This window comes from Moraxella sp. CTOTU48841 (assembly GCF_032061225.1).
GTDB lineage: Bacteria > Pseudomonadota > Gammaproteobacteria > Pseudomonadales > Moraxellaceae > Faucicola > Faucicola cinerea.
Window position 1 is genome coordinate 311,081 of record NZ_DAMBFQ010000002.1, and the last position, 21,151, is coordinate 332,231.

The 21,151-nt window shown below is 44.1% G+C and carries 16 protein-coding genes and 2 tRNA genes; 6 read left to right on the forward strand and 12 right to left on the reverse strand.

Annotation, left to right across the window (positions count from 1 at the left end):
- Positions 1–83 precede the first annotated feature (83 nt).
- The 5 genes from RT034_RS04215 to epmB form a co-directional block, all read right to left on the reverse strand.
- Complete coding sequence (locus RT034_RS04215) at positions 84–1,043, reverse strand: AAA family ATPase (RefSeq protein WP_313014020.1); 960 nt, start codon at positions 1,041–1,043, stop codon at positions 84–86.
- An 84-nt stretch (positions 1,044–1,127) separates the two neighbouring features.
- Positions 1,128–1,568, reverse strand: a complete 441-nt coding sequence (locus tag RT034_RS04220) for a c-type cytochrome (protein WP_313014022.1) — start codon at positions 1,566–1,568, stop codon at positions 1,128–1,130.
- A gap of 42 nt (positions 1,569–1,610) precedes the next feature.
- Positions 1,611–3,800: a GGDEF/EAL domain-containing response regulator gene (locus RT034_RS04225; RefSeq protein WP_313014024.1), complete on the reverse strand. Its 2,190-nt coding sequence runs from the start codon at positions 3,798–3,800 to the stop codon at positions 1,611–1,613.
- A gap of 223 nt (positions 3,801–4,023) precedes the next feature.
- Positions 4,024–5,787: a hypothetical protein gene (locus RT034_RS04230; RefSeq protein ID WP_313014026.1), complete on the reverse strand. Its 1,764-nt coding sequence runs from the start codon at positions 5,785–5,787 to the stop codon at positions 4,024–4,026.
- A gap of 154 nt (positions 5,788–5,941) precedes the next feature.
- The gene (gene epmB / locus RT034_RS04235; RefSeq protein WP_313014030.1) at positions 5,942–6,943 is read right to left on the reverse strand and encodes an EF-P beta-lysylation protein EpmB; all 1,002 of its coding nucleotides are present in this window, start codon (positions 6,941–6,943) and stop codon (positions 5,942–5,944) included.
- A gap of 154 nt (positions 6,944–7,097) precedes the next feature.
- Here epmB and efp point away from each other — a divergent pair, with 154 nt between their 5' ends.
- Entirely contained in the window at positions 7,098–7,670 is a 573-nt protein-coding gene (gene efp / locus RT034_RS04240) for an elongation factor P (RefSeq protein WP_065253446.1), read from the forward strand.
- Positions 7,671–7,972: 302 nt separating this feature from the next.
- Positions 7,973–9,202 (forward strand): toxic anion resistance protein, encoded by a 1,230-nt coding sequence (locus RT034_RS04245; RefSeq protein WP_313014033.1) that lies wholly within the window; start codon positions 7,973–7,975, stop codon positions 9,200–9,202.
- A 247-nt stretch (positions 9,203–9,449) separates the two neighbouring features.
- Here RT034_RS04245 and RT034_RS04250 read toward each other — a convergent pair whose 3' ends face one another.
- The 4 genes from RT034_RS04250 to RT034_RS04265 all read right to left on the reverse strand — a co-directional run bounded on the left by RT034_RS04250 (position 9,450) and on the right by RT034_RS04265 (position 13,942).
- Positions 9,450–10,607, reverse strand: coding sequence for a 5-(carboxyamino)imidazole ribonucleotide synthase (locus RT034_RS04250; protein ID WP_313014146.1), 1,158 nt, complete (start codon positions 10,605–10,607; stop codon positions 9,450–9,452).
- A gap of 155 nt (positions 10,608–10,762) precedes the next feature.
- The gene (locus RT034_RS04255) at positions 10,763–11,068 is read right to left on the reverse strand and encodes a hypothetical protein (RefSeq protein ID WP_313014036.1); all 306 of its coding nucleotides are present in this window, start codon (positions 11,066–11,068) and stop codon (positions 10,763–10,765) included.
- Between the two features lie 311 nt (positions 11,069–11,379).
- The gene (locus tag RT034_RS04260; protein ID WP_007117140.1) at positions 11,380–12,018 is read right to left on the reverse strand and encodes a MarC family protein; all 639 of its coding nucleotides are present in this window, start codon (positions 12,016–12,018) and stop codon (positions 11,380–11,382) included.
- A gap of 142 nt (positions 12,019–12,160) precedes the next feature.
- Entirely contained in the window at positions 12,161–13,942 is a 1,782-nt protein-coding gene (locus RT034_RS04265) for an ABC transporter ATP-binding protein (protein WP_313014149.1), read from the reverse strand.
- Between the two features lie 387 nt (positions 13,943–14,329).
- Here RT034_RS04265 and RT034_RS04270 point away from each other — a divergent pair, with 387 nt between their 5' ends.
- Positions 14,330–16,150: an acyl-CoA dehydrogenase C-terminal domain-containing protein gene (locus RT034_RS04270; RefSeq protein WP_313014040.1), complete on the forward strand. Its 1,821-nt coding sequence runs from the start codon at positions 14,330–14,332 to the stop codon at positions 16,148–16,150.
- 101 nt (positions 16,151–16,251) lie between these two features.
- Positions 16,252–17,157 carry a polyprenyl synthetase family protein gene (locus RT034_RS04275; protein WP_313014042.1) on the forward strand — a complete coding sequence of 302 codons (906 nt, stop codon included), beginning with the start codon at positions 16,252–16,254 and terminating at the stop codon, positions 17,155–17,157.
- On the opposite strand, the gene RT034_RS04280 is transcribed toward RT034_RS04275, so the two are convergent.
- From RT034_RS04280 to RT034_RS04290, 3 genes are all read right to left on the reverse strand, one after another.
- On the reverse strand, positions 17,158–17,781 hold the full coding sequence (locus RT034_RS04280; protein ID WP_313014045.1) for an RDD family protein: 624 nt from the start codon (positions 17,779–17,781) through the stop codon (positions 17,158–17,160).
- A gap of 296 nt (positions 17,782–18,077) precedes the next feature.
- A tRNA-Arg gene (locus RT034_RS04285) sits at positions 18,078–18,154 on the reverse strand.
- 103 nt (positions 18,155–18,257) lie between these two features.
- Positions 18,258–18,347 (reverse strand) — tRNA-Ser (locus RT034_RS04290).
- 336 nt (positions 18,348–18,683) lie between these two features.
- On the opposite strand from RT034_RS04290, the gene RT034_RS04295 reads away from it, so the two are divergent.
- Together RT034_RS04295 and RT034_RS04300 are read left to right on the forward strand one after the other, a co-directional pair.
- Positions 18,684–19,493, forward strand: coding sequence for a hydroxymethylpyrimidine/phosphomethylpyrimidine kinase (locus tag RT034_RS04295; protein ID WP_313014152.1), 810 nt, complete (start codon positions 18,684–18,686; stop codon positions 19,491–19,493).
- 10 nt (positions 19,494–19,503) lie between these two features.
- Positions 19,504–21,141, forward strand: a complete 1,638-nt coding sequence (locus tag RT034_RS04300; protein WP_313014049.1) for a phospholipase D-like domain-containing protein — start codon at positions 19,504–19,506, stop codon at positions 21,139–21,141.
- Positions 21,142–21,151: the final 10 nt, after the last annotated feature.

The following is a 21,151-nucleotide window of genomic DNA, read 5'->3' on the forward strand; positions in this document are numbered from 1 at the left end:
TCTTAATTGGGATAATTTAATCGGATAACAAAAATACAGCAATGAGAAAGTTTTTAACGCTAAAACACGTTATATATCATGGTTTACACCAGTACCGGCACTTGGCGTAACAATTGGGTCGCAATCGATTGGGGCTGCTCACCGCCCAAATGATTAAATGGGATAAAAGCTTGCCCCAAGCGATGATCGACGACGGCAGCAAATACCGCTTGGATATCTTCTGGCGTCACTTCATTGTACCCACCTAAATAAGCAAAGGCTTGTGCCGCTTGCTTTAATGCCAACACACCACGGGTAGATAGACCATGATAGTCTCGGCTTTCACGCGTTTTTGCTACCAATCGCTGCAAGTAGTCAATCACAACATCTGCGATATATATGTCTTTGGCTTGCGCTTGTGCCTGCTGCAATGATTGGGTATCTAACATGGGGGTAATTTGGCTGAGCATTTGACGTCTATCTTTACCCAGTAGCAACTCTCGTTCGGCATTAACCGAGGGATAACCCAGCGATAAACACATCAAAAACCGATCCAGCTGTGACTCAGGTAAAATAAACACACCCGATTGCTGCATCGGGTTTTGGGTGGCAATCACAAAAAAAGGTTCAGGGAGTTTTCGTGTTACCCCATCTTGCGACACTTGCCGCTCTTCCATCGCCTCTAACAGCGCAGATTGGGTTTTTGGGCTTGAGCGATTGATTTCATCGGCAAGTAACAACTGGCAAAATATCGGGCCTGGCTTAAATTCAAATGTGCCAGTATCGGTTTTATACAGCGAAATCCCTAGAATATCGGCAGGTAGCATATCGCTGGTAAATTGCACCCTATTAAATGATAACCCCAAATGGTTGGCAATCGCGTGCGCCAGCGTGGTTTTACCCATTCCTGGTAAATCTTGCAGCAGTAAATGACCATTGGCTAACAAACAAGCGACCGCCAGCTTCACCACCTCAGGTTTATCCAAGACGATATCATTTATACTTACCAGCATGGCTTGCAATCGTTGTTGTAACGGCTGATTGTCTAAGTTACCCATCACCATGTGGTCTGTCCTTTAAAGGTTTAAATTTTGTTTATCAATCATGTTCACTAAAAATATCGCTTAAAGGTATAGCCACAAAGCGATTTAACGAAGCGTCGAAATATAGGCAATAATGTCTTGGCGGACTTTGGCATCAGCAATCGGGTCAGAACGCATACGCGTTCCTGGGATGGTTTGTTTCGGATGGGCGATATATTTATCCAAATTTTCCGCTGTCCACGTCATATTGCTGTTTTTTAGTGCGTCTGTGTATTGATAATCGGTTAATAAGGCGGATTTTGCCCCATAAATACGCAGTAATTGCGGGCCTTTCTCGTTATTTCCGGGCTGCAGCTTGTGGCATTTGAGACAGGCTTCTTCGTATTGCTTTTTACCGTTATCGGCATCCCCTTGGCTATAAACGGGCAAGGTGACTGCTGGGCGCTGAGCGGGTGGCTGATGTTGACAACCTGTCGCAATGACGATACAAATACCCAATCCTAGCATAGGCAATCGGTATGATTTATGAATGATTGTTTGCTGCATGTTGGCTAACTCTTTTTTACTTTATAAATTCAGCGCTTGGATTTAGCTGGTTTCATTCTCGATGTGCATGGTGTCACTGGCTTTTTGCAAATAGGCCCCTTGCAAATAACGCGCACCGACTGTCCACGCCGCTGACATGGCGGCAGGGTCTTCAATAAAAGGCATCAAACAACTGGAGCCGCGCTCAGTGATTTCGCGCACCACCGTTGCCACGGTATTGACATTGTCATTGTTGCTCAAATCTTTGATATAGCTGCGATCGAGTCGTACCAGTTGCGGTTTGACAAATTCCAATACTTCCATCGCATTGACCGCCGAGCCAAAATTATAGATACCTAGGTGACAACCCATTTGGTTAAGCTCATTGCTTTGTTTGGCTGCCACCGCTAGATAATCAATTACCATGGTTTCATTAAACTGCAACGTCAACACCCCCGGCTCGCTGGTCTCTAACGCTTGCATCAATCGACTCATAAAGCTTGGCAAGGTGGCATCGGCTAGTGATATCGGGCTTAAATGCACTAATAGTCGGGCACTGGCATCGACCTCATGACGGTAACGTTTTAAGTCTTTACAGGCTTGAATCAACATCCAACGGTCGATTTTATCCATCAACTGATGTCGGGTGGCCACTTCTAAGAATTTATCAGGTGCCATTAAGCTGCCATCTGCTAGCGGCAGGCGTAAAAACACCTCAAACATGTTACTGACATCGTTTTCCACGTCATAAATCGGCTGATATAATAATTTAAATTTGCTGTGTTCCAGCGCATCACGTAGCGATTCGTACAGCGCGCTGTCATCACTGCTGGCAAAACTACTTGGGTCATATAGATAGAATGAATCTTTATCGTCGTTGCTGTCTTTATTGGCTTTGGCTGCCATGCCGACGGCTTGGATGACACGGTTAATAATACTATTGGTATCAGGTGCACTGGCGTTGACTAAGGTTGCACCAATGGTTACCGTAATCTTAACCGTACGATGACCAATTTCAATAATGGTGCTATTTATATCGGCAACCAATTTTTGTCCCAATGCTGTCAAATCTTGTTGTTGCATATTAGGGATAATTATCATAAACATGCTATCATTAAAGCGGCTCAAATAGCCATTTTTCACCCGCTTTTCCCCAATAATCTCAATGAGATGTTGCTCAAGAATATTGGCAACGGCCACCACCACCCCATCAATCCCTTCAATCCCCACACTGGCATGGATTTTACCAATATTATCGACGCGTAACGCCATCAAACCCACCGATAGATTTTTCTCAACAATCGCGTCACGCAGTCGGTGAAACAGGCTTTCAAAACCATGACGATTAAATAGCCCGGTGATTGAGTCAATGCGTTCCATGGCCTCAAGTTTTTTGGCAAGCTCAGCACTATTGGCTTGTTCATTGGGCTGGATAATGACTTGTAGACACGGCTGACCGTCATAGGTAGCAGCCGCTAACTGCAGCTTAGCGGCGAAGGTGGTATTATCTTTTCTAACACTTTCAAATTCAAATTCGACGTTTGTACGGTTGCCTTTTTCAAAGTCTTTTAAAAACGTTTTGAAATCTTGGATATTATTGCTCGCAATCAAGTCAACGACCGGCACCCCCATCAGTTCATCGAGCGTTTTAAACCCAAACATTTCAAGATAGGGCTCATTGGCATAAATATGTAAACCATCTTCAATATAAGCCACCGCACTCTTGGAGTTGGTGATAAGAATATTGGCACGCTGTTCGGCATCACTCAACACCATTTTTAGCCGCTCAAGCTCGCGCCCTAGTTTATGATGCTCGTGTTCATGGCAGATACGAATAGCCATGCGCAATAACCTACTTTTGGGCAAAGCATCCGCTGCGCCCCAATAGGTATATAAAGGTAATAAAACATGGGTTTTATCATTGTCGCTAACAAGCTGGGTCTGGGCTTGCTCATTGGCAGTTAATGCGCCTGGGTAAGCAGTCGCGTCATCAGGCAACAGAGCAATGACGGGGATGTGAGCATGGTGGGCTTTTAAAATCTCTTTGACGTCTTTAAACGATAAATCATACGCATTTCCCACCAAAACAATGTCCCAAGACTGGCGCAATAACTTAATCAGCTCGTCTTTGGCATCCAAAAATCCTAAATTAACCTGTCTATAATAATGTTTTTCTAATAACCCAACCAACTGCTCGGCATACAGCTGGTTATCATCAATGATTAACAGATTGAGTTGGTTGTGTTTTTGCATCGATTCACTATCCCATTAAACGCTTGCCCATTAACGCTTGGTTTATAGAGCCATGTGCAAGCTATTATAAGCGAACTGTTTGATAAATTATTTATAATATTAGATTCAATTTCTTATTATATGATTAATCTTTCAAAACGGCTACAAGGATATGAAAATCATTTATTTTTAATGAGTTAGAGTTAAAATGGCAGATTTTGTTGCCATTTCTTAGCGGTTAAGTTTACGGAATTCTTACAAAAGCGTATTCTTCGATATCATCCGTCATATCAAGTAGCTCAGTCAGACGCACGTTAATTTCCTTGCTCTCAATACGCACCACTAGCTTGTCTGCCACTTGGTAGCCAAAGCGTGCCATCAGCAAACGGGGCTGGGTATCAGCGTTGTTTGGATCGCTAGGGATAATAAATGCCGCAACAAAATGTGGCTGACGGCCACCCGCATTTTGAAAGCGCACGCCACAGGGAATGGCATTTTGACAATGCACTCGCACTTGTGCCTCAATTTCTAAGTAGGTCTTGTTGGTGGGTTGACCGGTTGGCGTATCGATAAAACCTTGACGGTTATCTTTAATGTAGCCGAGCTGCCAAGTTTTTGCGCCATTAACCTTTCGCAGCGCAATTAAGCAATTGACTTGCAATTGCCTCAGCGGATGATAGCTATCGCCACGGCTGCTGCTTGGATATGGGTCAACGATTTGATTGGCGTAGTTAAACACGTGCGACAGGCACATGGATTGGGGATTTTCTTTGTTCAGCTCCACAACGGTAGATTTTTTAAGATACGCCGTATGTTGAGTTTTGGGTTTTAACCGCTCAGGCAACTCATTGGCATGAATGAGATTGCCCAAACTGGTTTTATTCGCAAGCATGTAATGGATATTATTAAATCCAAGTACCACTTCACATTTTGAATGGTTCTGATGATAGTCTGCCGCTGGTTTTAACCCATCTTGGATATTATTCAATACCAATTTGGCCTGACGCGCATTATTTTTTATCTCAGCCTCGCTATTGTTTTGACCTTGGCTAATGGTTTGATGTAAGTGTTTAAATAATCGGCTAAACATGACAAACAGGCAATTGCTGGCTGCTGCAAAGGGATTGAATGTATCATCGATTTCTAGCAGTTTGGGCGGCTGCTTACCTTCTAAATCAATATACAGGTAAGGTTTTTCAACCAAATCTTTACTAATAATGAGCTCTTCCATCAACTGGGTACTTACTTTTTGAATGGCTAACATATCCGCACGCCGGCAAGCATACGGATTGGTGACCGCTACCGTCAAGCAATGAAAATATATTTCCTCAATCGATAGCGGTGCACCTTGTTTGCTATACTCATTGGCAGAATGCAGTTTGATTGGCAAGGAGATAGACTGCCAATCATTGGTGACCGCAAATCGATAGCAGGCATTCAGATATTGCCAAATCACCTGTGTATCTTTACGATAGCCGATATATTTTTCAAACAGCGATTGGCGCAGTAATAGCATGGTACTGTAGAGGGAGCGCTGAATGACTTGAGTGGAGGTAAGTGATTGAGGTGTTTGGCGAAATAGGCCAATAATGCCTTTTTTCTCAGCCACTTCAGGTCGAGCCGCCGCCCGTTGCCAGATGACATGGTAAAACATGATGCCTAGATAAAGTACTGATAGCACGGTATCTAAGCCTTGCTGTTTTTCTTCATCCAAAATCCCCGGCTGGGTTTGGTAATTCACCCGTAATTTGCCAAGTAATACGCTGACGGCTTTATTAACCTCATCAAATAATGCAAAGCGTTTGACATCATCAATATCGGCAAACATCAACTGGTTTATCACGAACTTATATTCGTTATACATCTCACACGCCGACATACGATTAAATTGTATCTGCCAATCGGTCGTATCCTGCAACGAATCCTGAGTAACTTTGAGTTCAATAGGACTGGTCGGTATATCGTTTATGTGCTGTAAGAAATCGTCTAGTGTGAGATCCGTAACCATTTTTTTGCACCAAAATGCACAACATTTTTCGACTTATTTAACAACAACAAATAACACAAAAGCCAGGTTTTAGCTAGATATTTAAGATAATTGTACTATTTATCAGATAAGTAACAGATAACCCGTTATTTTAGTTGTTGTGTTTCAAAATATGTTAGTGGTTATACAAGTCAATCGGTGTTTTAAATGGCTTATTAGGTAACTCTCGCACCAATTTTGGCACCAAGTAGCCAGCACATTTGGCGAGTAATTCCCAGTACAGAGCGACTGCTTGCTCATCTGAAATATAAAAGTGGCTCGCTCCGGCAACTTTATCAAGCACATGCAAATAATAGGGTAAGACGCCCGCTTGCCATAATTTTTCGTTCAAGCTTGCAAGCGTATTTGCATCGTCATTAATCGACTTGAGTAGCACGGTTTGGTTAAGTAACGTAACACCCGCTTTTTTTGCCTTACCCAAAAATATTTGTGTTTCTTGATCGATTTCATTGGGGTGATTGGCATGAATGACCATGACGATATGACAGCGGCTGTCGGCAAATCGCGCAAGTAACGGCTCATCTAAGCGTTCAGGAATCATCACAGGTACGCGGGTATGGATACGAATAGTCTGCACTTGGGGTAGTGCTTCAAGGGTGGTGAAAATCTCCAATAATCGACGATTGCTCAGCGATAACGGGTCGCCGCCGCTTAAAATCACTTCATTGATGGCAGGGTGCGCTGTTATGTAGGCACTGATGGCTTGCCAATCATTGTGGGTTGGTAGATTCTCGTGGTAGTCAAAGTGCTGGCGAAAACAATAGCGACAATTGACCACGCAAGCCCCGGTGACAGGAATCAGCACCCGTGATGCGTATTTATGGATGATGCCTTTGACCGGATTGGCGTGTTGTTCATCGAGTGGGTCGGTGACAAAACCAGTGACTTGTACCGTTTCTTGAAACGTCGGCAACACTTGCTTAAGTAGCGGATCATGAATATCGCCTTTCACCATTTTTTGCACAAAGCGGCGTGGCACTTTTAGGGGAAATTGACCAACCTGACTGTCAAAACTATCTATCGGCAAATCTAACGCTTGCGCTAATTCAGCAAAGCTCGTGATGGTGTCAGAAAACGCATTTTGCCAGTTTTTTTGTGTCGCCAAATAGTTTATCATATAGTGTTTATCCAATTGTCAATGCCGCTTGCTGATAACGCCTGTTGCGGATAGGGTTACAGTGTAGGCAGCGCATTTATGCAAATTGGCTATTATACAAAGATTTGATTTACCTCGGTTATTTTTTAGTCGCAACACCTTATTAGGAAATTTTATGGCAACTTACTCAACCAATGAATTTAAAGCTGGCTTAAAAGTCATGCACGAAGGCAACCCCTTTGCAATTTTAGAAAATGAATACGTTAAACCAGGTAAAGGTCAAGCATTCAACCGCGTCAAAATGCGTAACCTAAGAACAGGTAAAGTATTAGAAAACACCTTTAAATCTGGCGATAGCCTTGAAGGCGCTGACGTTGTCGATACTGAAATGAACTACCTATACAACGACGGCGAATTCTGGCACTTTATGCACCCAGAAAGCTTTGAGCAGCTACAAGCCGACAAAAACGCCATGGGCGATGCGGCAAAATGGTTAAAAGAAAATAGCAACGAAGAATGTACTATTACCCTATTCAATGGTGTGCCTTTAAGCGTTGCTGCACCAAACTTTGTTGAGTTAGTCATTACTGAAACTGACCCAGGTCTAAAAGGCGATACATCAGGTGGTGGCGGCAAACCTGCAACCCTTGAAACAGGCGCAGTAGTACGTGTGCCATTATTTGTCCAACAAGGCGAAAAAATCAAAGTCGATACCCGCACTGGTGAATATCTATCACGGGTACAATAATATATTTTATTACCAAGAATTTTGAAAAAATAAAAGCCCAACTAACTGTTGGGCTTTTATTTTTTTAACAGGTGATTGGAAAATTTTTTGTCACGCTATCATAGTGACGTCGCATCATGCGATAAATCATAAAAATCATTCGTCAAACGCGCATGGAAAAAATGATTACCCAAATAGAACAACAAATGAAATAATTCACCAAGATAATCAAACTAGCGTTAGCTCAAACCGCTAAAATACAAACACAAATTAAAAGGCAAGTTAACATACAAACACCAATATAGACAACTCAAGGATATATCATGCCAGAACTCACCCCGCCAGAAACCAGCCCTGTCATCACCCTTGAAGCGCCGCAACCCGTTGCCGTTGTGCCACAAGACGAAGCCGACCAACTGGTCAAACTTGACCTAACCAAAGTGCCTGAGCTTGATGCCAAAGTGAACGATTTTGTGATGCATGTATTACAAACCCCTGTCAACACGTCTGTATTCGATGAGAAAGTCAACGCCATTCATCAGCTGGGTAGTGCCGAAATTCGCGCTTCCGCGCAGATTGCAAATCGCATGCTTGATCGTCCTGCCAAAAGCATGGATAAAGCCTTATTTGACAACTCCCCCATTGCCAAATCCTTGACTGAGCTACGCAGCGTGGTCGAAGACCTAGATCCAACCCGACAAGGTTCGCTGTCAAGTCCACGCAAATTTTTGGGCATCATCCCGATGGGCAAATCCGTACAAGATTATTTTCGTAAATACCAATCTTCGCAAACCCATATCAATGCCATCATCGAAAGCCTGTATCACGGTAAAGATGAACTGATGAAAGACAATGCCAGCATTGAGCAAGAAAAGGTCAATATGTGGGCACTCATGCAGTCGCTCCGTCAATATATTTATGTCGGTCAAAAAATTGATGAACGTCTAGAGCAAAAAATCGTTGAGCTTGAAGCCACTGACCCTGAAAAAGCACGCGTGGTCAAAGAAGAATTGCTGTTTTATGTCCGCCAAAAAAACATGGATTTTTTGACCCAACTGGCGGTGAACATCCAAGGGTATTTGGCGCTTGATATGATTCGCAAAAACAACTTAGAGCTTATCAAAGGCGTTGACCGTGCCACGACGACAACGATTGCTGCGCTACGTACTGCGGTGATGGTGTCACAAGCGCTGAGCAGTCAAAAACTGGTGCTTGACCAAATCAATGCGCTTAACTCAACGACCAGTAGCTTGATTGAATCAACGTCAGTCATGCTCAAACGCCAAACCGCGCAAGTGCATGAGCAAGCCAGCGGCAGCTCACTGGACTTGGAAAAACTGCAAAAATCCTTTAATCACATCTATGAGACCATGCATGCCATTGACGCCTTTAAAGTTAAAGCACTGGGCAATATGCAGCAAACGCTCAATGTACTTACCCAAGAAGTTGACCGCGCGCAAACCTACCTTGACCGCACCAATCGCCAAACGGTGAGTGAGGTTGCCAACGAGCTGCAAATTGATGAGGAGAAATTGGGTAATGTCAAACTTTAATCCCCGTTTGATTTGACTATGAGCAACCTCACGAATGATTGCGGCTTTTATTGTTTATCACTATCTTTTATCAGTAATAATAAAAGGATAATTGATGACAACTAACAAGCAAAAACTATCAAAGTGTCAGTTGGTGAAGACTACTCTTGCAAAGCAAAGTTTTTGAAAAATAAGGTATTTTTTAGGCTAAAAAAACACCGCCATGAGTGCGGTGTTTTTGCTGACACATAGCTTTAGTCACATGGCTTTAGTCAGACAATTTATTGGGTAATTTTGCTAACACTTGCGCGACCGTGTTATCCAGTTGACTGCTATCGCTTGGCATGACAGTGATATGACCAATTTTGCGACCTTCGCGCTCTTCTTTGTCATAGTTATGGACATGTACGCCAGCGATGGCTAGGACTTCGTCCAGTTTTGGGTATTTGCCGATGACATTTAACATAACTGATGGTTTAACAATGGACGTATCGCCAAGTGGTAATCCAGCCACCGCGCGCATGTGATTTTCAAATTGACTGGTTACCGCCCCTTCAATACTCCAGTGCCCTGAGTTGTGTACGCGGGGTGCGATTTCATTGGCAAGCAATTTTTCAGCGCCGCCTTCAGAAGTCACAAATAATTCTAACGTCAACACACCCACATAGTTTAAATGTTCGAGCAATTTTTTGATATTACTTTGGGCTTGTTCGGTCAATTGCTCGACGTTCGGTGCTGGTGCAGTTGATTTGGCTAAAATACCATTGCTATGTTCATTTTGCACGAGCGGATAATAGCGGATTTCACCGTTTTGGGCGCGCACTGCAATGATAGATACTTCACGCTCAAAGTGAATAAAGCCTTCGGCAATGAGCGGCGCTGTTTTGGTTGCGTCACCAAGTTCTGCCCACGCGGTGTCGATTTGGTCAGCGGATTTGACCACAAACTGCCCTTTGCCATCATAGCCCCCGCGTGTGGTTTTGAGTACCAAGGGTAGCCCCAATTTATCGGCGGCGGCTTGGATATCGGCTTTGTTATGCACTGCCATAAAAGGCACGGTGGCGATATCTAATTGGTTAAACAAGTTTTTTTCATTTAACCGATCTTGTGCCACCGATAGCGCAAATGCCGATGGGTACAAGGTTTTGGTCGATTCCAAAAACTGGGCAGGTTTGAGCGGGGTGTTTTCAAATTCTAAGGTAAAAATATCACTGCTTTGGGCAAAATCTTCAAATTGCTCGCTACTAAACACTTTGCCCAGTAAGCGTGCCGGGCAATTGGCACTATCCTCCAAAAACACGCAGCGGATACCCAGTGGCAATGCTGCTTGCGCCAACATCATACCTAGCTGTCCGCCACCTAAAATCCCAATGGTTTTGACAGGATAATTGGAATGATTGATGGTATAAAAATTGGCGGTTTGCATAGGCATGGTGGCGGCTCTTTTTGATAAGTGAAACACAGAAGAAAAATTATGGCTAATTATAAAGGATTTGCCCACAAATAAAAAATCCAAGCACAAAAAAACCCATAAGGCTTTAGTCTTATAGGTTCAACAAACCAATGAATAGGCTTTACGCATTAACTATAATGCACGGGTTCTTCGTCATACACATTGGCATGCCACTGTGAGAGCTGCTTTTGCATTAAGGTTTGAATGGCAGCATGAATCATACTTTGACCAATCAGCTGGGTATCCTCCCCCAACAGTTCTTTCACTTTGTCAGAAAATTCAATACTTACCAAGTTTTCTGATTCGTCATTCGAGGTACGTAGTACCATTTTGCCGTCAGCTTGCTCGATAAACTCTAGCATCATCGCTTCTGCTTTGGCATCCTTTGCCGCTTGCAGTAGGCGTTGGTAATCTGATTTTGTATCTTTTTGCATCGTCGCTCCTCAATCTTTTATCCGCCCCAGTGACTACTTTGGTTACTACCTTATGAACTAGGGTAAGCAACCTGTTAGTCACCCTATCATATCGCTTTAATCAACTTAGCATGGTTTAACGCTTGCATCTTTTTAAAAGCTTGTTGACAGCTTATTAACAGGTTTTGGCATCTTGCATGATTATTAAAATGGCGACTTTCACGGTAAAAATCAAGCATAATTTATGATATTAACACAGCGACTACAATGCATAATGCTTAAGGGTTGCTGTGATAAATTATTTAGCGACCCGATTTAGCGACCCGGTGAACTTACAACAACTGCGGAAATACACTTTTTAAGCCGCCAACAAAAATCTCTACCGCAACGGCCGCAAGTAGCATCCCCATGATACGATTGAGCACGTTAAGCCCGGTATCACCTAAAAAACGACTCACCTGCCCCGCTGCCATGAAGCTTAGATAAGTGATAATACTGATAATCAAACCTGCGGTGATAATCGCTAGCATATTAAAATAACTATGCCCGCTCGCGGCATAAATAATCACGGTAGAAATTCCACCTGGACCAATCACCATCGGAATCGTCAATGGCACCACGGCAGATGCTGCCCCTTGAAACGCCACGCCATTTAAATCCCCGGATTTGCCGACATGCGGTTTGGCAACATTACCAGCGCCATTCATCATGCCAATGGCAATAATCAATACCAAGATACCGCCTGCGATACGAAATGACCCAAGCGAAATCCCCAGCACCTTTAAGATAGGCTCGCCTGCCAACGAAAATATCGCAATGGTCACAAACACAGTAATGGCTGAAATCAGTGCAACTTTGCGAGTTTGTTGTCGATTGGCGTCTTTGGTGATATCAATAAATAACGATAACGCGGCAAAGGGATTGACCAGTACCACCAGTGCCAAAAATATTTTTAAGACTTGAGATTCCATGAGTATTGACTAACTTGTTGGGTGAAGTTGGGTGAATATGACAAAGCAGTTATGGTAGCATAAATTTAAGTCAGCAGGGTTACGGCGTTAATCCGCTTAGCGCTACCAGTGCGCATGATAAGCCTGCATGATGAACGCTAAATTAATGGCTGTCTAACGTTTGGGTGATTTTATCAAGATTTAAACTATCGGACATGGCATTAAAAATCTCATAATATTTACCTTGCTTGCGATACAGTTCATCATGCGTGCCTGTCTCCACCACGCGCCCTTGCTCGATGACCACCAAATCATCAGCGTCAATAATCTGCGCGATATTGTGCGACACGATAATCACCGTGCGATTTTGTTTGATTAAATCCAAACTGCGCTTGATTTGCTGGCTGGCAATGGCATCTAGACTTGCGGTCGGCTCGTCCAAAAAGACAATCGGCGGATTTTTGAGAAACATACGTGCCAGTGCAATACGCTGCTGCTGTCCACCTGACAAGGATTTGGCTTCGCTTTGGTAGCCTTTGGGCAGCTGGGTGATTTGTTCATGAATGGAGGCTTGTATTGCTGCCTGCTCAATCTGAGCTTGGCTGGCAGTTAAATCGCCATAACGAATATTTTCTTCAATAGTCCCGCCAAAAATATGGTTTTTTTGCAACACCAAACCGATTTGTTGGCGTAGTTCATGGGTATCATAATCTTGCAAATCCTTGCCATCGAGCAAAATTCGCCCCTGCGTGGGCTGATAAAATTTTACCAACAGATTGATAATGGTACTTTTACCTGCGCCACTCAGCCCGACTAATGCAGTAATTCGGTTGCGCCGAATGCGAAAGCTGACATCTTGCAAGGCTTGGTTGCCGTTGGGATAGACAAAATCCACGTGCTGAAGTTCGATATCGCCCTGCACCGTCGCAGGATTGACACCGCCTACCACTTCGATTTGGCTATCATCTTCTAAAATATCAAAAAACCCTTCGGCATAAGTCAGCGCATCATTGACCTCATCGTAGATACGATGCAACTGGCGAATCGGGGATGCTACATTTTGAAATAACAATACATGAAACATAATCATGCCAATGGTCATCTGCCCATCAAGCACAAAATACGCCGTTAAAATAATAATCGCCACCACACCAATCTGCTCGATAAAGCTTTTGAGTGCATCATAGCCAAAGCCAATACCGCGCGTTTTGAGTTGGTTATCGGTCATCTCTTTTTGAATGGCAAAATGTTTTTGCGCTTCAATCGGCTCGCGGACAAAGGATTTGATCACGGTAATAGCGTTAATCAGCGAAATGATTTGCTCGCTTTTGCTCTCCCGATAGTAGCGCATCTGCCGACGAAAGCCTTGCAAGCGCGTGGCTTGTTTTTGACTGATATAAAAATAAATCGGCACAATAACCAGCCCTACCATTCCCACCCACACATTGGCGCTAAACATCACTACCAGTGCTACCATCGCATTGGCAAATAACGGCAACATATCAATAAAAAAGTTTTGCACCAAGCGCGTCAGACTACTGACACCCAAATCAATGCGTGTCTGCAGCTTACCACTGTCGTTATCAGGGTGGGTATAAAACCCCATGCGATAACTTAAAATACGCGCCACGACTTTTTGCGATAAATCTCGGGATAAATTAATACGGATTTTTTCACCAAAATAGCGCTGTCCAAAGCTGATTGCCGCGTACAACAATTCTTTGAGCAATAGCACGATGCTGATAGTCGTGAGCAGTTTTGCACCTTCATGCCACGGCTCGCTGAGTTTGAGAATCTCGGTCAAATGATCGACCGTGTAACGCAGTACAAAAGCATTAACCTGTGCCGCGAATGAACCAATCACCGTAAGTAGCAGCGTCGCTATGATTAATGAGTGATAAGGTTTTGCAAAAACGGATAATTTTTTGATAATTAACCACAGCACGGCGCCGCGTTCGCGTTTGTTGAGTGATGTCGGTGCAGGTTTGGCTGGCAGTGTCGACGTGTTAGGGAGCGATGGATTAGGGGACGGATTGGGAATATTTGGCAAGAGTGGCTCACAAATGATTTTTCAATACGTTTGGTTTTTTAATAGCTTTGGCAAAGTGTAAATAAAACGAGTGCGTTTAAGGTAGTTGGTAATTGTTGCATTCTTGTCTATACAAAGCTTTGCACTACAAAATCATAAAATAATTTTATGATAATTAGTATTATTTATGAATATTTATTATTATTTGAAGCTTTTAGGGGCAAATACCTTTATACTGAGCGGACTTATTTTTACCTTTCCCTTTTTATCTTAGTTAATAGCCTATTAAAAGGATTTCAGCATATGCCATTATCATATAAAGCCCCTCTGCGTGATATTCGCTTTTTAACCAATGAAGTATTTAATTACCCCGAACACTATAAAACCTTAAAATCTGGTGAAAATGCCGATCCTGAAACCGTGGATATGATGCTTGAGAGCTTTGCGGATTATTGTAGCAATGTCTTGATGCCACTGTATCAATCAGGCGATGCTGAAGGTTGCCATTTTGACAAGGGTGTTGTCACCACGCCAAAAGGCTTTAAAGAAGCTTATGATATGTTCGTTGAAGCTGGGTATCAAGCCATACCGTTTCCTGAAGAATTTGGTGGCTTAAATATGCCAATGTCAGTCAATCTCATCAAAAGTGAAATGATGGGCACGGCAAACTGGGCATTTGCCATGTATCCAGGGCTGTCGGTGGGCTGTATGAATACCATCATGCAATACGGCACCCCCGAGCAAAAAGCCACTTATATGCCAGGCTTGGTAGAAGGTCGTTGGTCGGGCACCATGTGTTTGACTGAGCCACAATGTGGTACCGACTTGGGTCAAGTTAAAACCAAAGCAATCCCACAAGAAGACGGTACTTATAAGATTAGTGGTACCAAAATCTTTATTTCAGCCGGTGAACATGACCTAACGGAAAATATCGTGCATATCGTATTAGCACGCCTACCCGATGCGCCTGAAGGTACCAAGGGTATTTCGTTATTTATCGTGCCAAAATTCTTGGTCACAGAAAACGGCGACATTGGTGAGCGTAATATGGTTAACTGTGGCTCAATTGAGCACAAAATGGGTATCAAAGCATCAGCAACTGCGGTACTCAACTTTGATAATGCGACAGGCTATTTAATCGGTGAGCCGCATAAAGGCTTAAAAGCCATGTTTACCTTTATGAATACTGCCCGCCTAGGCACAGGTATGCAAGGCTTAGCGCATATGGAATTGGCTTTCCAAAACTCATTGCCCTACGCCAAAGAACGCCGCTCAATGCGTACCCTATCAGGTACCAAAGAGCCAAATCAAGTGGCTGATGCGATTATCCATCATGCCGATGTTGCGCGCATGCTACTCACCCAAAAAGCCTTCTCAGAAGGCGCGCGCTCAATGATTTATCATGCATCACGCTATGCTGATAAAATGTTTGAAGGAGCGATGCTCGGTGACGATGCTGAGTTCCACAAATGGGATGATAAATTGGGCTTTTATACCCCAATACTCAAAGGATTCTTAACTGAACTGAGCATTGAATGTGCCAAACATGGTATGCAAATCTACGGTGGTCATGGCTACATCAAAGAATGGGGCATGGAACAAATCGCTCGTGACGCGCGTATCTCAACCTTGTATGAAGGCACCACAGGCGTACAAGCGCTTGACCTACTAGGTCGTAAAGTGTTAATCCAATCAAAAGGCAAAGTGCTACTTGATTACACCGCCAATATCATGAAATGGTGTAGTGAGTACGCACTAGACAAAGGCATGCGTAAATTCGTTTGGGAATTGACCAAATACTGTGCAGAGTGGAATACCCTTACCACACGTATCATGCTCACAGCGCGTAAAGACCGTGAAATCGTCTCAGCGGCATCCGATGATTACTTAATGTATTCAGGCTACGTCATCATGGGCTATCACTGGGCACGTATGGCAGCGGTAGCGTATGATAAACTCAAAAATGGCGGCAGCGAAACCAAAGAATTCTATGAAGCGAAAATCAAAACCGCTGAGTTTTATTTTGAAAAACTATTGCCACGTGCATCAGGTCACTCAGAGAGCATGTTGGCACCAAGCGAGTTAATGGCGATGGATTTAGATAGCTTTAATTTCCTAGACTAATCGGTTAAACTTGTTGCGCCATTTTGCAAAAGGGCTGCTCAACCTTAATGGGGGCAGCTTTTTTATTGCTCAAAATTTTAACACATACAAAAGAATTGATTATGGAATTTACTGCTTTTTCTCGCCAAGTCATTGATCAACTAGAATCGGATATCCCCGCTTACCTCCAAGCCTGCAAGTTACCGTCGCCGCTGCATGAAGCAAGTCTATACGCGATGACCAATGGCGGCAAACGGGTACGTCCTTTACTGGTTGCCGCAACTTTTGCCACGGTAAAAACCGGCAACAATCTTGCCAACCCATCCCATCAATTATCTAATGACGTGCGCCGTGCCATGATGGCGGTGGAGTGTCTACACGGCTATTCGCTAGTGCATGATGACTTGCCTTGTATGGATGATGATGCGCTGCGCCGAGGTCGCCCTACCACCCATATCGCCTATGGTGAAGCCGCTGCGATGCTTGCCGGTGACGTGCTACAGACCCTAGCTTTTGAAGCCCTGACCCATACGCATTTTGGTGAAAACAGTGAGTTTGCTACTCCGCTTTCTGCCACGTTTGCGCCGCGAGCCCGGCGGATGGTCATGGGGCAAATGCTGGATTTAAATGGCGAGCACCAACAGCTTAGCCAAACTGAGCTTGAAGCCATCCACCGTGATAAAACAGGCGCGCTCATTGAAGCGTCAGTATTGATGGGTGCCATCTGTGCCAACGCGACTGACAGCGAGCGCCAAGCACTCAATAGCTTTGCCGAGCAGATTGGCTTGGCTTTTCAGGTACAAGATGATATTTTGGATGTGACTGCCGATACCAAGCAGCTTGGCAAACCTGCGGGTAGTGATGAAAAATTAGATAAATCCACTTATGTAAAAATGCTCGGTGTGGGTGCTGCCAAAACCTACGCGCAAAGCTTATTTGATACCGCTAAAAATGCGGTGATTGCTGAATTTGGCGATGATAACTATTTGCTCGATTTAGCGGATTGGTTGTGGGCGAGAGACAAGTAATTATTTCTTTCTAAACCCAGCAAACAAGCCTTCGTGGTTAATTTTTGGCATTTTCATGGTCAGGGTGTTTGACAGCAAATCATGTAGCGCCAGTCCTTGCTTATTGACCCATGCGAACCAATAATTAAACAATAGCCCGATAAACATACTAAAATACAGCGCACCCACCGACTGATGGATAAGATAGCCTATCATCCCGCAGACCACCGGCAATAAACAGGCGGCTAATATCCGCATCATCGATTGACGCCAACTTAGCAATGAGCCATCACGGTTCATGGTTTTAAGCCGCCAGGTCTGCATGCCAAGCGTCTGCCCTGCCTTACGCCAAAATACCCCATAAAACCCGACCAAGATAATCACGAACGCAGGGATTTGCACAATATTACGATACCATAGCGGTAATGTCGCCGCTTGCTTCATATCCGTTCCTGCCAAACCTAGCATTTTAGTCCCCAATACAATAAGCAGCATCTGCACAAAGAATAGCATCGCCAAAATCAACATACCATCATACAGCATAGCAATCAGCCGAGTAGCCGCTTTTGCCATCACAGGTTCTTCTTGCAATGGCACTGATTGCATGGATTGCGGCTGGCTGTTGGTTTTAGCTGTTTTTAACATTGGGGTTTTGGTCTTAAGCATAGGTATGGCGGGCGAATGATAGTAGTAATTAAACGAAATTGTAGCCTAAATACAACCAAAAGGCTATGACTCAAACACTCACTCGAGACCCATCAGCGCATGGCTCAGATAAACATAAATGGGATGAAAATGCCTTAGGCAACAGGCAACCTTGGCAAACAAGGGAGAGCTAACGGCAAAATAACCCGCCGAGTAATATGAGGTATAAAAAAATAAGACATAAAAAAAATCGCCTAAACTCAAAGAGTGGCGATTAATTTTAACAAAGTAATTAGTGGTGCGCTTGGAGGGAGTCGAACCCCCGACCCTCAAGTTCGTAGCCTGATGCTCTATCCAACTGAGCTACAAGCGCTTAACTAATGTCTTCGTTTGAAGTGGGCGCTATTATAAGTTAGAATATTTATTTTGTCAAACTTTATTTTAAATAATTTTAAAACTAATTTTGCTTCAATAAATGGCGGTGACGGAGGGATTCGAACCCTCGATACAGTTTCCCGTATGCAGCCTTAGCAGGGCTGTGGTTTCAGCCACTCACCCACGTCACCGAATTGGTCTTACTTATCTATAACACCGTACAATAATTTTAGTCAATGTCGCCATTAACCTCAAGTATTGTGGGTGGGCATTATAACAAACCAATCCAAATTTGCAAGACTTTTTAAAAAAATTATGTGAGAATAATTGCAGCACCTTGGCAGCGACACCGTGCCTACCTATAACCCAGTCGCTGTTTATGGCTCAGTCGTTATGTGATAATCTGTTTGAAAGTAATGATTAAAAAAACCATTTAAACAATCCTTTACAAGGATTGATAACCAGCCTGTGAGAATCTTATGTCAACCCCTGCTACCCTTGCCCCTATTTTAGCACCCAGCATGACACTGCGCCCCACTGTATTGTGTTTTTCGGGGTTAGATCCATCAGGCGGTGCAGGCTTGCAAGCGGATATTGAGTCGATTGGACAAGCAGGGAGTCATGCAGCGATTGCTTGTACCGCAGTGACCGTTCAAAGTTCACAGCAAGTTTTTGGGTTTGAGGCATGCGCAAGTGAGCTGGTAAGGGCGCAAGCACTAGCAGTGCTCAATGATTTGCCTGTCAAAGCCATCAAGTCAGGGATGCTTGGCACCACTGACAATATTGCAATGCTCGCGCAGCTTTTTACCGATGGCAGTATTGCAACAGGTACGCCGTATGTGCTTGACCCGGTATTGGTGGCCAATAGTGGCGGTGCTTTAGGTGACAAAGACACTTTGGTGGCTGCCTTTGCCCAGTTGACCCCTTTTGCGACCCTAATGACCCCTAACAGCATTGAACTGCGGGATTTGACAGGCATCGACAATCTACACGCTGCCGCCAAAGATTTGTGTCAACAAGGTGCCAAAGCAGTGCTAGTCAAGACATCTCACGATAGCCAAGCCTCTGGTATCGAGCAGTATTTATACGTTAATGACAACCAAACCTGCCGACTGGCATACCAAGCGATTTTGCCAAGACTGGCGGGTGAATATCATGGCTCAGGCTGTAGTCTAGCAAGTTATATCGCAGGTCGTTTGGCACTGGGTGATGAGCTTGTGACAGCGGTACAATGCGCAGATATTTGGATACAACACGTGCTCAAAGTCGCTGACATTGCCCACCCTCATGGTCAACGAATTCCCAAGCGCTTTCATTACACCTCAATGCTGGGTTAGGCAAGCTAGTATGGGGTTATTATTGGAGTGGTCGATTGTTAAGACGTTGCTATTGCGGCTAGGTGTTATCGCCCATTTTCTCATCACGCTTTGGCTAGTGGTGCGAGTTATTCAACAGCAGCGCCACCAAAGCGTGGCAATTGCTTGGATTGCGGTGTTATTTGCCCTGCCTGTTGTTGGCATCATCGGTTATATGTTATTTGGTGAAATCAATATTGGACACCAGTACCGTAAGCGGAGTTTGATGGCGCAAAAATTACTGCGTGACTTTGCCAACGCTCAGCAGATTGATTTTAATGAAATTTCCAAAAATTTAGACACCGAAGCACGGCAACTGAGCAATATCGCCCTACTAAAAACTGGGCTTGGCGTGTATGACCATCATACGCTGACGCTGATGACAGACGCTGACCATATTTTTGCCAGTTTATTAGCCGATATCCGTGCGGCAAACACGATGATTTTGCTAGAGTTTTATATTGTCTCGCCACAAGGCCGGGTGATTGAGTTATTAGAAGCTTTGATAGAGGCTAGCCAGCGCGGCGTATCCGTGCATTTGCTCGCTGATAGCGTTGGCAGTCATGCGTTTTTTCGCAGTTCGTGGGTGAAAAAACTCAAAGATGCTGATGTCTTTGTGCATGAGTCGTTGCCCGTGGGTTTGTTCAAGACTATTGTCAAACGCATTGATATCCGCAATCATCGTAAGCTGGCTATTTTTGACAATTGCTATGGCTATACGGGAAGTTTTAATTTAATCGACCCCGATTTTTTCAAACAAAACGAGCATGTGGGCAAATGGATTGATGTCATGATACGGGTGGAAGGTCATGATAACGTCAATTCGGTGAAAGCCATGTCACTTGTCACGACCACGGATATCAGCGCAGAAACCAACGCCAATTTTTCCGGCCTTGAGAAAATCGTTAATCGCTTTACCAAGTCGCTGTATATTGGCACCTCAAAGCTGCATCACCACAAATTACAACACGAGACTAACACTAGCGGGGTACTTAAAAAAGCTAACACGCGTGTCACCCAGCCGCCCTTGTTAAACATTTTGTCGCTGCAAAGCAACCTACAAGCTTACCCGTCGGTAAGTCAAGTCAGCTTGCAGCTGATTCCATCGGCGCCAGAATTAACGGGGCATGTCATCTACGAAACCTTGGTGTGTGCGATTTTTGCTGCCAAAAAACAAGTGGTTATTACCACGCCTTACTTCGTGCCAGATGATGCGCTGCTGCTCGCTATCACTACCGCTGCCAAGCGTGGAGTCAAGGTGATTTTAAATGTACCCAAAAAAGTAGATTCGCTATTGGTACGGTTTGCTTCACAGGCTTATTTTGAGCCGCTGTTGTCAGCAGGGGTGCAGATTTATTTGTTCAATGCAGGCTTGCTACATGCCAAGATTTTGTGCGTGGATGACGATTATTGCTTATTTGGTACCGTCAATATGGATATGCGCAGTTTTTATCTGAATATGGAGGTGAGTATGGCAATTTATAATCGTACCATGACCCAGCAAATGCTCACTTGCCAGCATGAATATCTGCAACAAAGTGAGCCATTACAGCGCGATGGATGGCAGCAGCGTAGCTTTGGGGCAAAATTCTTGGACAACGCTATTCGCCTGTTTAGCCCACTGCTTTAAAGCTTAACCA